At 44.7% G+C, this 14462-nt stretch carries 14 protein-coding genes and 1 pseudogene; 9 read left to right on the top strand and 6 right to left on the bottom strand.

Annotated elements, in window-relative coordinates:
- Position 1: 1 nt before the first annotated feature.
- Positions 2–2371, bottom strand: a complete 2370-nt coding sequence (locus BZ167_RS13890; protein ID WP_015418169.1) for a 3-hydroxyacyl-CoA dehydrogenase/enoyl-CoA hydratase family protein — start codon at positions 2369–2371, stop codon at positions 2–4.
- Positions 2372–2561: 190 nt separating this feature from the next.
- Between BZ167_RS13890 and BZ167_RS13885 the strand changes: the two genes are divergently transcribed.
- Positions 2562–2702: a YuzL family protein gene (locus tag BZ167_RS13885; protein WP_003151836.1), complete on the top strand. Its 141-nt coding sequence runs from the start codon at positions 2562–2564 to the stop codon at positions 2700–2702.
- Between the two features lie 29 nt (positions 2703–2731).
- On the opposite strand, the gene BZ167_RS13880 is transcribed toward BZ167_RS13885, so the two are convergent.
- Positions 2732–3640: a proline dehydrogenase family protein gene (locus BZ167_RS13880; protein WP_060674123.1), complete on the bottom strand. Its 909-nt coding sequence runs from the start codon at positions 3638–3640 to the stop codon at positions 2732–2734.
- A 589-nt stretch (positions 3641–4229) separates the two neighbouring features.
- Between BZ167_RS13880 and BZ167_RS13875 the strand changes: the two genes are divergently transcribed.
- The 5 genes from BZ167_RS13875 to BZ167_RS13855 all read left to right on the top strand — a co-directional run bounded on the left by BZ167_RS13875 (position 4230) and on the right by BZ167_RS13855 (position 8868).
- On the top strand, positions 4230–5855 hold the full coding sequence (locus BZ167_RS13875) for an MDR family MFS transporter (protein ID WP_060674121.1): 1626 nt from the start codon (positions 4230–4232) through the stop codon (positions 5853–5855).
- Positions 5856–6050: 195 nt separating this feature from the next.
- Entirely contained in the window at positions 6051–6308 is a 258-nt protein-coding gene (locus BZ167_RS13870; RefSeq protein ID WP_015418171.1) for a hypothetical protein, read from the top strand.
- An 11-nt stretch (positions 6309–6319) separates the two neighbouring features.
- Positions 6320–6652 (top strand): spore coat protein, encoded by a 333-nt coding sequence (locus tag BZ167_RS13865; RefSeq protein ID WP_003151830.1) that lies wholly within the window; start codon positions 6320–6322, stop codon positions 6650–6652.
- A gap of 138 nt (positions 6653–6790) precedes the next feature.
- Positions 6791–7252, top strand: a complete 462-nt coding sequence (locus tag BZ167_RS13860) for a MarR family winged helix-turn-helix transcriptional regulator (protein WP_003151828.1) — start codon at positions 6791–6793, stop codon at positions 7250–7252.
- 20 nt (positions 7253–7272) lie between these two features.
- The gene (locus BZ167_RS13855) at positions 7273–8868 is read left to right on the top strand and encodes an MDR family MFS transporter (protein ID WP_007410079.1); all 1596 of its coding nucleotides are present in this window, start codon (positions 7273–7275) and stop codon (positions 8866–8868) included.
- A gap of 34 nt (positions 8869–8902) precedes the next feature.
- Here the strand turns inward: BZ167_RS13855 and BZ167_RS13850 are convergent, their stop codons facing one another.
- Positions 8903–9283: a tautomerase family protein gene (locus BZ167_RS13850; protein ID WP_031378375.1), complete on the bottom strand. Its 381-nt coding sequence runs from the start codon at positions 9281–9283 to the stop codon at positions 8903–8905.
- Between the two features lie 17 nt (positions 9284–9300).
- Entirely contained in the window at positions 9301–10041 is a 741-nt protein-coding gene (locus BZ167_RS13845) for an SDR family NAD(P)-dependent oxidoreductase (RefSeq protein WP_060674119.1), read from the bottom strand.
- A 132-nt stretch (positions 10042–10173) separates the two neighbouring features.
- Here BZ167_RS13845 and BZ167_RS13840 point away from each other — a divergent pair, with 132 nt between their 5' ends.
- Positions 10174–11049 carry a LysR family transcriptional regulator gene (locus BZ167_RS13840; RefSeq protein ID WP_012118393.1) on the top strand — a complete coding sequence of 292 codons (876 nt, stop codon included), beginning with the start codon at positions 10174–10176 and terminating at the stop codon, positions 11047–11049.
- Between the two features lie 13 nt (positions 11050–11062).
- Here BZ167_RS13840 and BZ167_RS20155 read toward each other — a convergent pair.
- A pseudogene (locus tag BZ167_RS20155) lies at positions 11063–11164 on the bottom strand (DUF2573 family protein); the annotation flags it as partial.
- Positions 11165–11474: 310 nt separating this feature from the next.
- Positions 11475–12362, bottom strand: coding sequence for a LysR family transcriptional regulator (locus tag BZ167_RS13835; protein ID WP_061860849.1), 888 nt, complete (start codon positions 12360–12362; stop codon positions 11475–11477).
- Positions 12363–12482: 120 nt separating this feature from the next.
- On the opposite strand from BZ167_RS13835, the gene BZ167_RS13830 reads away from it, so the two are divergent.
- Both BZ167_RS13830 and BZ167_RS13825 read left to right on the top strand, forming a co-directional pair.
- The gene (locus BZ167_RS13830) at positions 12483–13229 is read left to right on the top strand and encodes an acetoacetate decarboxylase (RefSeq protein ID WP_064107673.1); all 747 of its coding nucleotides are present in this window, start codon (positions 12483–12485) and stop codon (positions 13227–13229) included.
- 12 nt (positions 13230–13241) lie between these two features.
- On the top strand, positions 13242–14282 hold the full coding sequence (locus tag BZ167_RS13825; protein WP_077392115.1) for a ketopantoate reductase family protein: 1041 nt from the start codon (positions 13242–13244) through the stop codon (positions 14280–14282).
- Positions 14283–14462 lie beyond the last annotated feature (180 nt).

The following is a 14462-nucleotide window of genomic DNA, read 5'->3' as shown; positions in this document are numbered from 1 at the left end:
CCTAGTTCCGTAAAGGTTTGCCTTTGACGAGCATATGCTGCATTCTCGCTTGAGATTTCGCCTCGCCAGCGAGGCTTAAAAAGGCTTCTCTTTCAATCTCGAGCAAATATTCTTCTGAAACCTCCGTGCCGAACGGGACTCTTCCGCCGGCAATGACATGGGCCAGCTTCTTCGCAATCTTCATATCGTGATCGGATAAATAACCCGACCGTCTCATTTGGTCTGCTCCGAGCAGTAATGCCGCACATCCGGTTTCCCCGGTGACTTTCACGTTTTTGCGGGCAGGCGGGCGGTATCCGCTGTCATATAAGGAAGCAGCCAGCTGTTTCGCATCGTGCAGCAGGTGATCCTGATTCATGCTGATACGGTCTGCCGCGGACAAAATCTTCATATCACGGGCTTCATGTGCCGAACCGGACACTTTGGCAAGCGCGATTGTTTCGAAGGTTTTAATCGCTGCGTCCATCAGTTCACTTCCGCCGTCCAAATAATTCATGTACAGCTCTTTGTTTCCTCCGCCGCCCGGAATAAGGCCGACGCCGGTTTCAACAAGACCCATATACGATTCGCTCGCCGCCTGAACGCGTGCCGCCGGGAGACAGACTTCCGTGCCGCCGCCGAGTGTCATCCCGAATGGCGCCGCGACAACGGGTTTAGCGCTGTATTTGATGTTCAGCATCGTCTGCTGAAAACGGCGGATGACAAAATCGACTTCCATAAAGTTATCATCCTGAGCTTCCATCAAAATCATCGCAAGGTTTGCCCCCGCGCAGAAATGTCTGCCTTGGTTTCCGATGACAAGACCTTTATAATTCCGCTCCGTTTCCTCAAGCGCATTGTCAATCATCTGAATAATGTCTAAGCCGATCGCGTTGCTTTTCGTATGAAATTCCAGCAGCGCGACATCATCGCCGAGATCAATCAGACTTGCGCCGCTGTTTTTACTGATCACGCCTTTTGTTTCTTTTAACGTTTGCAGGCTGATCCGTTTCGGATTTTCTTTCACAGCCCTGTATTGGCCGTCTGAATAGTAAAATGGTGTTCCGTTTTCCTTCATATAAAATGTTTCATGGCCCTGATCAAGCATTTCTTTCACCCAGACGGGGAGTGCCGCGCCTTCTTCTTCGAGCCGCTCCGCTGATTTTCTGACGCCGATGGCATCCCACATCTCAAACGGTCCGAGCTCCCATCCGAAGCCCCATTTCATGGCGTCGTCAATCGCTTTGATATCATCAGCGATCTCACCTAAAAGCCGGGCTGAGTACAAGAGTGTTTGCGATGTAATATTCCAAAGCAGGCGTCCGGCGCGGTCATCAGAGTATATAAGCGCTTTCATTTTGCCTTTGGCACCCTTTGCCTGTTTGGCGGCTTCTAAAGCGGGCGTCTTCATTTTCGAGCGCTCACCGTATGTCATGGTCAGCGGATCGAGTTCATATATTGTTTTACCTTCTTTTTTGTAAAAACCTTGGCCTGATTTGCTGCCCAGCCAATTGTTTTTCAACATGTCATTCATAAATTCAGGAAGCTTAAACATGTCTTTTTCAGCGCCGTCGGCTTTATCATACACATTTTTTGCCACATGGGCGAAAGTATCAAGCCCCACAACGTCAAGGGTTCTGAAGGTCGCGCTTTTCGGTCTGCCGATCAAAGGCCCGGTCACCGTGTCCACCTCGCCGATGCGGCAGCCGGAAGAAAGCATTTCTCTTACCGTGACCAGCAGGCCGTACGTACCGATGCGGTTGGCGATAAAGTTAGGCGTGTCTTTTGCGATGACGACCCCTTTCCCGAGCGTGTTTTCTGCAAATGAAGTCATAAACTCCAGCACGTCAGGATCTGTTTCCTGAATCGGAATGATTTCCAGAAGCTTTAAGTAGCGGGCCGGATTAAAGAAATGGGTTCCTAAGAAATGAGCTTTAAAATCGGCAGATCGGCCTTCCGCCATTTTTGTGACGGAGATACCGGACGTATTGCTCGACACGATGCTTCCCGGTTTCCGGTATTCATCAACGATTGAGAAAATCTGTTTTTTTACGTCAAGATTTTCGACGACGACTTCAATAATCCAATCAGCATCCTTCAATTGAGCTGCGTCATCTTCCAAATTCCCCGCCGTTATATAGTCGAGATTGGCAGCCGAAGTCAGCGGCGCCGGTTTTTGCTTCAGCAGCTTTTGCATGGCCGATCGGCTCAGTCTGCTGCGGACCTCCGGGCTTTCTAATGTCAGCCCTTTTTTCATCTCATCCTTTGTCAGCTCGTTTGGCACAATATCAAGCAGCAGGACGGGAATTCCGATGTTAGCCAAGTGCGCGGCAATTCCGGACCCCATGACGCCTGATCCGAGAACGGCTGCTTTCTTTATAAACTTGTGCATGAGTCATCCCCCTTGAACTTTGAATGAATAGTCATTCATTTTTTCGGCAAAAAAAATGAAACCCTTTTCTTCTTACATCTTAAAAGATTTTCAGGATGACTTCAATAGCAAATATGGAATTTTTTTAAATTTTTCTGCTTCCGCATGTTCCGTGGCGCGGGCGGGAAACTTAAACCCGGAGGTGAAGGGAATGGTGCGAGGGAGAAAAGATCCGTCTTCTGCCGCAGTGAGCGCGGCCAGCATGAAAGGAAATGCGGGACCGAAGCAAAAATACGGCGGCGGCAAACGGACGAGCCAAAATCAGCAATATAAAAAAGACAACATGGAATAACATGCTGCGGCTGCTTTTTGGAGCAGCCGTTATTTTTTGAAGATCCCTTTCAGCACAAATGCCGCATTTGCCGGGCGCTCGGCAATTCTTCTCATCAGGTACCCGTACCAATCGGTTCCGTACGGGACATACACCCTCATCCTGTATCCTTCTTCGGCAAGCTCCTTCTGGCGCTCCGTTCTGATGCCGTACAGCATTTGGAATTCAAACTGCTCCCGGGGAATCTGATGTTTGCTGATGAGTGTTTTCGTATAAGAAATGATGTCATCATCATGTGTCGCCACCGCCGTTTCATGGCCGCTCAAAAGCTGCAGCTTAATCAGCTGCTGAAAATGAAGATCGGTTGCTTTTTTATCAGGGAATGCAACGGCCGCCGATTCTTTATAAGCGCCTTTTACAAGCCTGAGCCGCGGCTTGTATGGCATCAGACCGCTGATGTCTTCAGCTGCGCGGTACAAATAAGCCTGAATGACGGTGCCGAGCATCGGGAAATCCGGCTTGCACCGCTTATACAGCTCAAGCGTACGGCCGCATCTTGAATAGTCCTCCATATCAATCGTTACAGGCACGCCGCGTTCTTTTGCCTCCGTCAATATGTCTCTGACATGCTGTTCCGCGAGTTTCTCGGAAATATCCAGACCGATGGATGTTAATTTCAGCGACAGCTCACAATCCAGTTGATTCTCGGCAATCGCCCTGATTGCTTCTTTACATTCTTCCGCCGTCCTTTTCGCATCCTTCTCTGACCCCGCATATTCACCTAGATAATCAATCGAAGCCGACAGCCCTTTTTGGTTCAGCCGCTTTACCGTTTTCACAGCTTCCGTGAGTGTTTCCCCTGCAACGAACCTTCCCGCACCGAAGCGGATTCCGTAAGCCTGGGCGAATTTTGTAAGCATTTTATTTTTCGACAAAAATAAACATATGCTCCGCAGCAAGGATGAACTCCCTCCTTTTTCTTTTATTCGTGTATGAAATCCCGATCGCAGAGAAAGCTAAAACACAAAAGCTATGCAAATTGCCAAGATATCAGTTCATATATCCATACAGACTCTGATGTCAAAGCAATGTATTATATTATCAAGATATTCAAACGGTTTTAATGAGTCACAAAAAGAGTCAATAAAAATCACTACTTCTTAAATTGAGTTTTCGAGCTATAATTCCGCTTCTTCGTTAAATTTTGCCCCGAAAAACTTTTAATTTATATTTCTTTATCCCCTTATAATTTGAAAATATTCCTTAAAAGATAATTGATTTATAATTTACAATGGCTTATATTTAAAATTGATAATTCAGTTTATTGAACGTATCTATTAAGAAGGAAAAGCAGAATTTCAAAATGTTAATTCTGCTGAATTTATCTTTGCCTCACAAACATACCTCCAAAGCATTATTATTTCTTTCTAATAGCTTTACGATCCTTCATTTTTAAAGATGGCTTCTCTTCCCTAACGGAATTTAAAGAAGGGACCTGCCTGAGTTATCCATTCACCTAATTTTGAAGAATCACTATGCTCGAAACATATGAAAAGAGGGAACCTTCAAGTGGATTCAACAGGAAAATCTAAACGTACACTTTTATTAATTGGACTTATTATAGCCATGTTTTTTTCTGCTCTAGACGGAACAATCGTAGGAACGGTTATGCCTAAGATTGTAGGAGATCTCGGCGGCCTGAGCATGATGACTTGGCTGACTACGGCCTACCTATTAACATCTACCTCCATCGTTCCGATCGCTGGAAAACTTGCAGATCTATTAGGCCGCCGGGCAGTATATGTGGCCGGGCTGATTATATTCATGATTGGCTCTTCACTGTGCGGCTTGGCTGATAATATTAAAGAATTAATTGTGTTTCGAGGTTTACAAGGTCTTGGCGGAGGCATTATGATGCCGATGGCTATGATTGTCATTGGAGATTTATTCACAGGCAAACAGCGTGCCAGATTTCAAGGCGTATTTGGCGGTATTTACGCTCTTGCTTCTGTAATCGGACCGCAAATTGGGGGATGGATTGTAGATTCTTTCAGCTGGCATTGGGTATTTTTTATCAATTTACCCGTGGGAATGGTAGCTGTGTTCTTTATTGCGATGGGATTGCAGGCCAGAAAATACACGGGTCCGATTCATTTTGATTTCATCGGGATGTTTACAATGATTACGGGTGTAGTCTGTTTGCTGCTTACACTCAGTTTCGGCGGAAAAGAATTTGACTGGTTATCATGGCAGACATTTTGTCTGTTAGCTTTGGCCACTATAAGTATTATTAGTTTTGTATTTGCAGAAAAAAAAGCTGAAGAACCAATTCTGCCTATACATCTTCTAAAAAGCAGAACTTTTATCTTCCTAAATTTAATAGGGTTCTTTATGAGTATTGGGATGTTTGCAGCAATCACCTTCGTCCCTTTCTTCATGCAAGGAATAATCGGCATGAGTGCATCAGAGTCCGGGACAATCATGATGCCGATGATGGTCGCAATGATTATGTCCAGTATTATAGGCGGGCAGCTGGTCTTTAAAATCGGCATTAAAGCTCAGATTATCACGGGGATGGCAATCATATCCTTTGCCTATTTTTTATTATCCACATTAGAAGCTGACACCAGCAAATTAACTGCAACTACTTATGTAGCTATCATCGGCTTCGGTATGGGCCTTGTTATGCCCATTATTACTCTGGCACTTCAAGAGAGTTTCTCTAAAGAAACGCTCGGCGTGGTTACTTCGTCAAGCCAATTTTTCCGCTCTATCGGAGGTACGTTTGGAATTACGATTCTGGGAGCAGTGATGAATGCCAAGTCAGGAAATATATTAACCGATAAATTAGTTCCTTTTTTAGACAATTTCCCAAAACAAGAAAACGCATTGGCAACTCATCTCAAAGACTTGATCAGCAGCAATCCTCAAGTCCTGCTACAGAGGCTATTCAGTTCTGATTCATTCGAACAATTTCCGCATTCTATAGCAAAGCACATCATACCGATACTGAAGACAGCGTTAATGGACTCTCTTCGCAGTGTATTTTTCGCAGGGCTTATACTATTAATTGCCGGAGTATTTTCTGCTTTTCTTTTACCAAAAATAAAAATAACCGAAAGAAAAGCCGGCACTGATCTAGACAATAAACCGGCAGCTGAAGTCCAATCCTAGTGCCGCTGCTGACTTTCGCATATATTGAACTGTTAACATGAACAGGCATTATCCGAAGGTTTATTCTTCTGATAGTGTCTTTTTTTATTGTAAATATTGATGTCTCTGCTGCAAATCGTGGTTATTTTAATTTATCTGTATGAAATCCCGATCGCAGAGAAAGCTAAAAAGAACAGAATTGAAGGAGGCGTTTATATGAACAACCAAGAGCAGCACGGAAACTTGCCGCCTGCCGTCATCTCAACGAAAGACCATTTGTATCTTGAGGACATGCTGAACTGGAATCTGCTTGCCATGAAAAAAGCGCATTTTATGGCGGAACACTGCCAGAATCAGACGTTAAAACAAGAGCTTGATCAGATCGGCCGGATGCATCAGAAGCATTATCAGCACATATTAGGCCGCTTGAACCCCGATCAAGGCGGACAGACAACAACAGGCTATATGCAATAGGAGGACAATACATGGAACAGCAAAACCAAAAAATCACGAATCCGCAAACGCCCGTGCCCAATACGGCGCAAATGAATGACAGAGACTTGGTGAATGAGCTGCTGACGACGGAAAAATACATCACGGCTTCATATTGCACAGCCCTGCACGAGTTCAGCCACGAGTCTCTTTATCAAGATATTCAGGCGATTTTCGATGAGTCACAAAAAGCGCAAAGAAGATTATACGATGTGATGTTTCAAAATGGCTGGTATTCCATTGAAGCAGCCGATACCCAAAAGCTTCAGCAATCGTATCAGAAGTTCCGGCAGACCATTCAGCAGCAGTCTCCCTACCAGCAGTAAAACGAAGAAGGGTTTGATGTTTTCGACAAGCATCAATCCTTTTTTTATTTTTGCACAAAAAGATTGACTTGTCATTAATCCTTATTTATATTTAACTAATGTTAATTATTTTCTCGAGGAACAAGATGAGGAGGAGTTATGAAAAACGCGGATCAATATGTGTCTGACATCCAGAAATCTCTTCAGACGCTGCTGCAAAACATACAGCCTGAAATGGTGGAAAGCATGGCAAAACACGAGGTGACGCCTGCCCAATTATTTGTTTTAGCCAGCCTGAAAAAACACGGGAGCTGCAAAGTTTCCGAAATTGCGGAACGCATGGAGGTAAAGCCGAGCGCAGTGACGCTGATGGCCGACCGCCTCGAACAAAAAGGACTTATCGTCCGCAAACATAACCAGCAGGACAGACGCGTCATCGACATCAGCCTCACCAAAAAAGGCGAAACAAAATTCGAAGATGTTGTGGAAGGACGGAAAGCGATACTGGCGCGAAACCTATCCGTTCTGACTGACGATGAACTGATTCAGTCCGTGAACATCATCCGCAAAGTAGCGGAAGCCGCCGAGAAATACGCGGCTGATCAAAAAGAAAACGAATAGAAAAGAGGAGCTGCCGAAACATGAGCATTGAAAAGAAAGATCCAAAACGCACATTATTAATAACCGGCTTAATTATCGCCATGTTTTTCTCAGCCCTTGACGGCACCATCGTAGGAACGGCGATTCCTAAAATCGTGGGTGACCTCGGGGGATTAAGCATGATGACGTGGCTGACCACGGCATATCTTTTAACTTCGACGACGATCGTTCCGATTGCGGGGAAACTTGCAGATTTATTGGGGCGCCGCGTCGTCTATGTATCAGGTTTATTGATTTTTATGGGAGCTTCCGCACTGTGCGGAATGGCCAGCAACATGACGGAACTGATTATTTTCCGCGGACTTCAGGGAATCGGCGGCGGTGTCATGATGCCGATGGCTATGATCGTCATCGGGGATTTGTTCACAGGGAAACAGCGTGCCAAGTTCCAAGGGCTTTTCGGAGCGATTTACGGGCTTGCTTCCGTGATCGGCCCGCAAATCGGGGGCTGGATTGTTGACTCATTAAATTGGAAATGGGTTTTCTACATCAACCTGCCTGTCGGAATTTTAGCCGTGATCTTTATCGCAAGAGGACTTCAAGGCAGAAAACAGACCGGGCCGATTAACTTTGACATCGCCGGCATTTTCACAATGATCGTCGGAATCGTCAGCCTCCTCCTCGCGCTCAGCTTCGGAGGAAAGGATTACGCATGGGGCTCTTGGCAGATTCTCGGTCTCTTTGCGCTTGCACTTGCCGGGATTGTCGGATTCATTTTCGCTGAAATCAAAGCAAAAGAACCGATTCTGCCGATGTACCTGTTTAAAAACAGAACGTTTACCGTACTGAATCTGATCGGCTTTTTCATGAGTATCGGCATGTTCGGCGCCGTTACGTTCGTTCCTTTCTTTATGCAGGGAATTATCGGAGTCAGCGCCACCGCGTCCGGCACGATTATGACGCCGATGATGGTATCTATGATTATCACAAGTATTATCGGAGGCCAGTTGGTTTATAAGATCGGTATTAAACCGCAAATCATGATCGGCATGCTGATCATGGCCGTCGGCTTCTTCTTATTAACGACTTTGCAGCTGGATACAAGCAAGCTCGCGGCTACATGCTATATGGCCGTGATCGGTCTGGGAATGGGGCTCGTCATGCCGCTTCTCACACTCGCTCTGCAAGAAACGTTTTCAAAAGAAGAGCTGGGTGTTGTGACCTCTTCAAGCCAATTTTTCCGGATGATCGGGGGAACGTTCGGCATTACGGTGCTCGGCGCTGTCATGAATGCCAGATCAGGAAGCCTTTTAACCGACAGACTGGTGCCTTACTTAGACTCACTCCCGAAACAGGCAAGTGCCTTTGCCGCCCAGTTTAAAGGTATGATTGACAAGAATCCTGAAGGGCTGCTTCAATCCTTGTTCAGCCAGGAATCGATTAAGCAGATTCCGGCCGCATTTTCTTCCCATATCGTGCCGGTTTTGAAAACGTCACTGATGGATTCGCTTCACAGCGTGTTTTTCACAGGCCTGGCCTTTATCGCTGCCGGATTGATCCTCACGCTGTTTGTTAAATCAATTAAACTGACAAACAAAAAGACAGGCAAACAAGAAGAAAAGGCGAAAGCCGTTTAACAAAGAAAAATCCCGCGGATGCCGCGGGATTTTTTTATATCATCTGGGCCTCCCCGTTTCCGAATGACCAGTCTTCCGCCGCATTGCCTGAGAGGACGATAAACACATCTTCTTTTCTGACGCCCAGCTTTTCGTGCAGCCGGTCAGCCAAATGCTGATAGAATGCTTGTTTCTGATGAGTTGTTCTGGAGTTTTTCAAAGTAAAGCGGATAAACATCAGTTCATCGCTCCGCTCGACTTGAAGATATGACGGATCATAGAAAAACTCCCCTTTTTCGTGCTGATGCACCACTTGAAAATAGTCATCATGCGGAACATCAATCATCTCCGTCATGGCGGTGTGAATAACAGTGCTCATTTTTTTGAGCCAAAGTCCGCTTTTTCCTTTCTGTAAATGGATCTGTACAAACGGCACATTTCTCTCTCCTTTCGTCACATCGTCTGGCCGCAATCGGCTGTTATGATTTGTCCCGTCAGTGATTCCTGCTCCAGCACAGAGCAAATCAGTTCTCCGATATCTTCCGGAGCGGCGATCCGTTCCAGCGGAAGGCTTCCGGCAAGCCGGTACATCGTCTCTTCCCGCCCCGTCCACCATCTTGTTGCAACGGCTCCGGGCGCGACACAGCATACACGGATGTCCGGCGCCAGCGCATGGGCCAATGATTTTGTCAGGCCATGCACGGCCGCTTTGGAAACGGCATACGGAAGGGAAGAACCCGCTCCCGTCAGGCCGGCGATGCTCCCGACATTCACAATAGCACCTGACTTTTGCTTTTTCATATGAGGCGCTGCCGCTCTGGCGCAATGAAACATCCCGTTTACATTGACACCAAATAATTCATCCCATACTTCTTTCGTTGCAGATTCCAAATCATGAAGCGGAATATGTCTGGTGATGCTCGCATTATTTACGAGTAAATCAAGGCTTCCGAATCGGCTGGCCGCTTCGTTCACCATGTCTCTCGCCTGTTTGTCTATAGAAACGTCCGCTTGAATGGTCATCGCGTGTCCGCCTGCTTTTATTATGAATTCTGCCGTTTGTTCCGCTTCCGTTTTTGAATGTGAATAGTTAATGACAACAGCCGCTCCCCGTTTTGCTAAGGCAAGGCACGCCGCTCTTCCGATTCCTGTACCGCCGCCTGTGACCAGTGCCGTTTTATGTTGTAAATTCATGGCTTCTTCTCCTCTTACGTTCGATGTTCATCAGCTGATATGTTTATTGTAATGGAGATGTGCATTTTCGTATAATGATTGTTAAAGATGTTTCATATCACAAAAAATGATAGCAAAGAGGGAGAGATGACAATGGAAAGCGGAGATTTGCGGATTTTTCAGATGGTGGCCCGTGAAGGTTCCATTACAAAGGCGGCTGCGCGTCTCGGCTATGTGCAGTCAAACGTGACGGCCAGAATCCGCCAGCTGGAAGAAGATTTGAAAACCGAGCTGTTTTTCCGCCATAACCGCGGGATGACGCTGTCTTCAAGCGGCACGGTGCTCCTCCATTATGCGGATCAGGTCGTCGGTCTGATAGAAGAAGCCAAAATGGCGCTCGCTTCAACAGACAAGCCGAGCGGACCGCTTATGATCGGCTCCACCCAGACAACAGCCGCCGTCAGGCTGCCAAAACTTTTAGCCTCTTATTATGAGCGGTATCCTGATGTGGAGCTGTCCCTTACGACAGGACATACACAATATGTAACCGATAAAGTTCTTCGCTATGAATTGGACGGCGCATTTATCGGCTGTCACTTTCATCATCCGGATTTGCACTCCATCCCGGCCTTTGAAGAAGAAGCCGTTGTCGTGACTCCCGCTGCCGTCACCGCTATAGAAGAAGCGGTAAAAAAGCCGCTTCTTGTGTACAGCACGGGCTGCACGTATCGTGACACATTAGAGCGGTGGCTTCATTCCATTGGAACGGCGCATCCGGCCATTATGGAATTCGGCACCCTTGAAGCGATTATCGGGGGAGTGACAGCGGGGCTCGGCATTACGCTGCTCCCGCGAAGCGTAATTACTCAGCACGCCGCACTAGGCGCGGTTCGGATATGGACCATTCCCGAATCTTTCAGCATGATGAAAACGGAATTCGTCACGCGGAAGGATTCATATATGAGCTGTGCATTACGGGCCTTTATTGATTCCTTTTCAGCAAAAAAAGCTTCCGGCACCTCTCTTTGATGCCGGAAGCTTTTTATTGTATTTTTCTGTGCTCTTCATTGAGCTGTTTAATGTGCTGTACCGCGGCTTTGATGCCCTCTTTGGCGTCCGGGCTGGATTGGTTCCAATGTTTTACCGTTCAGCAAATATCTAATTATGATTGAAAAGAACAATTGAAAAAATCCACGAGATCCGTATAGCAAAACGGCTCTAATAGCAGGCTTACCAACTAAAAACATTAATTTTTAACAGCGTGTCAAAGGAAGCCGGCATTAAACTAACAATCGCAAGTACCCACCCCGCAACAAGTGAAACGGGAAATGAATGTAAGCAACAAGTTTCCCCATCATTACATCCCTAAAAAGAAAACATCAAAAGCTGGAGAAGGGTGTCCTTTTTCTTATGCCGCTAACGGTGCAGTTGAGTAAGGAGTATGATGAAACCCTTTAATAAACCTTAAACATTTCATAGTTATCTTTATAGTACGACATAATAAAGTCACGAAAATTTCTTACCGAAGAAGACAACAGCTTATGTCTCATCCAAGATAAGCCGACTGGATATGAAGCAGAGTGATCAGTCACTTTTATAAAATTCAGCCCCAATGTTCTGCAAACTGAAATAGGAAGCAACGCCACACCTTGATCCAGCTTTATAATCTCGACCAGTAAATGAGAATCTGCCTCAAACGCAATATTTGGGGTGAAACCGGCTTTCTCACAAAGCGAGGCTGTAAAACCGCTATACTCTTCATTATTAGCAAGGGTAATAAATGGTTCATCGGCGACAAGGCGTAAAGAAATTTCTGTTTTACCCGTAAATCGGTGGTTTGAGGGCAAAGCCAGAACAATATCTTCATTTACCAGCACCCAACTCCCTATCTCTTCATCTTGAATCGGATGACCTGTTATTCCTAAATCAATGTCCCCTTTTTTTAAACTTGTTATGATCTCGCTTTTAACTCCGATTGCTTGGAGAATTTTTGATTGAGGGGAGCGGTTGATATATTCACTCATCAGTCCTGCAAGGAATCTTGGATTGGAAATAGATATTCTGATGGTGTCAGAAATTTGATGTTCCTCCAATTGAATTTCCGTTTGTGCATTTTCAATCTCAGTAAAAATCCTGTTTACATGTTTTAAAAGAATTTTCCCTGCTGAACTCAGCTTAATATTTCTGCCTTTTCTCTCAAACAAGGTTGTTCCCAGTTCATTCTCAAGTCTTTTTATAGTGAGACTTAAAGAAGGCTGGGCAATCTTTAATTGTTCTGCTGCTTTAGATATATGTTCAGTATAGGCAACTGTCTGAAAGTATTTTAGCTGCAGCAATTCCATCTGTCTGCACCCCCTCATTTATTTCAATAAATATATATATACCTTATTATGTATTGGATTAAATGTAAATGCGAATGTAAGATAATAGCATAGTTAAAGAAAAGGAAAGGGTGTCATTCAATGAAAATTGATGTGAAAGATATAGCAAAAAATTTAAATACGCCACTAACAGCCCCTGCTTATCCTATACCAAATTATAAATTTGTTAACCGTGAATATTTAAATATTATTTACCGAACGGATGAAAAAGCTTTACGTGCAGCAGTGCCGGAACCTCTTGAAATTACTGAACCTTTAGTGAAATTCGAAGTGATGCGGATGCCCGATGTTTCCGGACTTGGCGCCTATACAGAGGCTGGACAAGTCATCCCTGTCAGCTTTAATGGTGAAGAAGGAGATTATGTACATTCTATGTATGTTGACAATTTCCCGGCTATTGCAAGCGGACGGGAACTTACTGCATATCCAAAGAAATTGGGTGCCCCTAAGCTGTATATAGACTCTGATACTCTTGTTGGCACATTAGATTATGGCAGTCTTCGTGTGGCAACTGCGACTATGGGATATAAACATTTCGAAATGGATAAGGAAAAAGCGAAAAGGGAAATTTGCCGACCTAATTTTATGGTTAAGATTGCCACTGATTACAATGGTGATTTAAGGGTTTGTGATTTGGTGCGGACGCAAATAACGAATATAGAAGTTAAAGGTGCCTGGACTGGACCGGCGCGGCTTCAATTATTTGAACATGCTCTGGCACCTCTTGCAGATTTGCCTGTATTAGAAGTCGTTTCAGCATCTCATATCCTTACAGATTTAACCTTAAATGCAGCACAGCCGGTTTATAACTACTTAGAGGAAAAATAAGGAGCGTTTACAATGAGAATTGCAGTTTTAGGAGCAGGTTCTTTAGGAACCATAGTTGGGGCATATCTGTCTGCTGGCGGAATGGATGTCGAATTGATTGATTCATACAAAGAACATGTAGATACTCTAAATCAAATAGGTGCTAAAGTAGTTGGTACAACGGAATTTCAAGCAAAGGTGAAAGCCATCACCCCTGAAAACAAATCAGGCAAGTATGATTTAATATTACTCCTGACGAAACAATTATATAATGACTCCATCCTTAAAGAGTTACTGCCTTTTTTAAAGGATGACAGTGTAGTATGTTCCTTGCAAAACGGTATACCTGAACAGAAAGTTGCTTCGATCGTTGGTGATGAACGTGTTATTGCAGGTTCTGTTGAATTTGGGGCTACATTTATTGAACCGGGCGTATCCAGACTTACAACTGAGTATACTCAATTTAAAGAGTACGCTTTTCAAATTGGAGAATTACATGGTGAAACAACAGAAAGAATCCAGCGTATTAAATCGGTTTTAGACCTTATCGGCGGAACACATATTTCCGATAATTTAGTTGGAACGAAGTGGTCAAAATTACTTATCAATAATGCATTCAGTGGTTTATCGGCTGCATTAAACGGAGAATACGGAGACATTCTTGACCATGAAATCGGCATTGTCAGTGCAGTCCATATCGCAGATGAGACGATTAAGGTGGGACACGCCAATGGTGTCAAATTTGCGAAAATGGGCGGCCTTGATTTAGAATCTTTGGAATTAAGAAGCGAAAATGATATTCCTGAACGTATCCAAACATTTAGGTCAGCCATGGAACCATCTAGGCTGCTAAGAGCAAGTATGCTTCAGGATCTTGAGAAAAAACGCAAAACTGAAATTGATTATATTAATGGAGTTATTCCCAAAATGGCAGAAGGTACTGGCATTTCAACACCTTTTCATGATTTGGTTGTAGCACAAGTCAAATGTGCCGAAGAATCTCTAACAGTGCCCAATTTTGATACAAATATAAAAGCATTTGAAGAGTTATTACGTATCCGAAAGGAAATGTGATATATAGGAAAGAGAGAAAGGGATTGCTGCGGCGGTCCTTTTTTCTTGGTTCAGCAAGCGGAAGAAATATACGTAAACAAACGGGTGCATTAGTTATATTAAAGTTCTTCGCCTATGAATTGAACGAAGCTCTTATTGATTCCCTTTTCAGCAAAAAAAGCTTCCGGCACCTCTCTTTGA

The sequence above is a fragment of the Bacillus sp. 275 genome (assembly GCF_001999205.1).
Lineage (GTDB): Bacteria > Bacillota > Bacilli > Bacillales > Bacillaceae > Bacillus > Bacillus velezensis.
The sequence above is the reverse complement of the archived record's forward strand: the minus strand, read 5'-3'. Positions and strand labels throughout refer to the sequence as shown.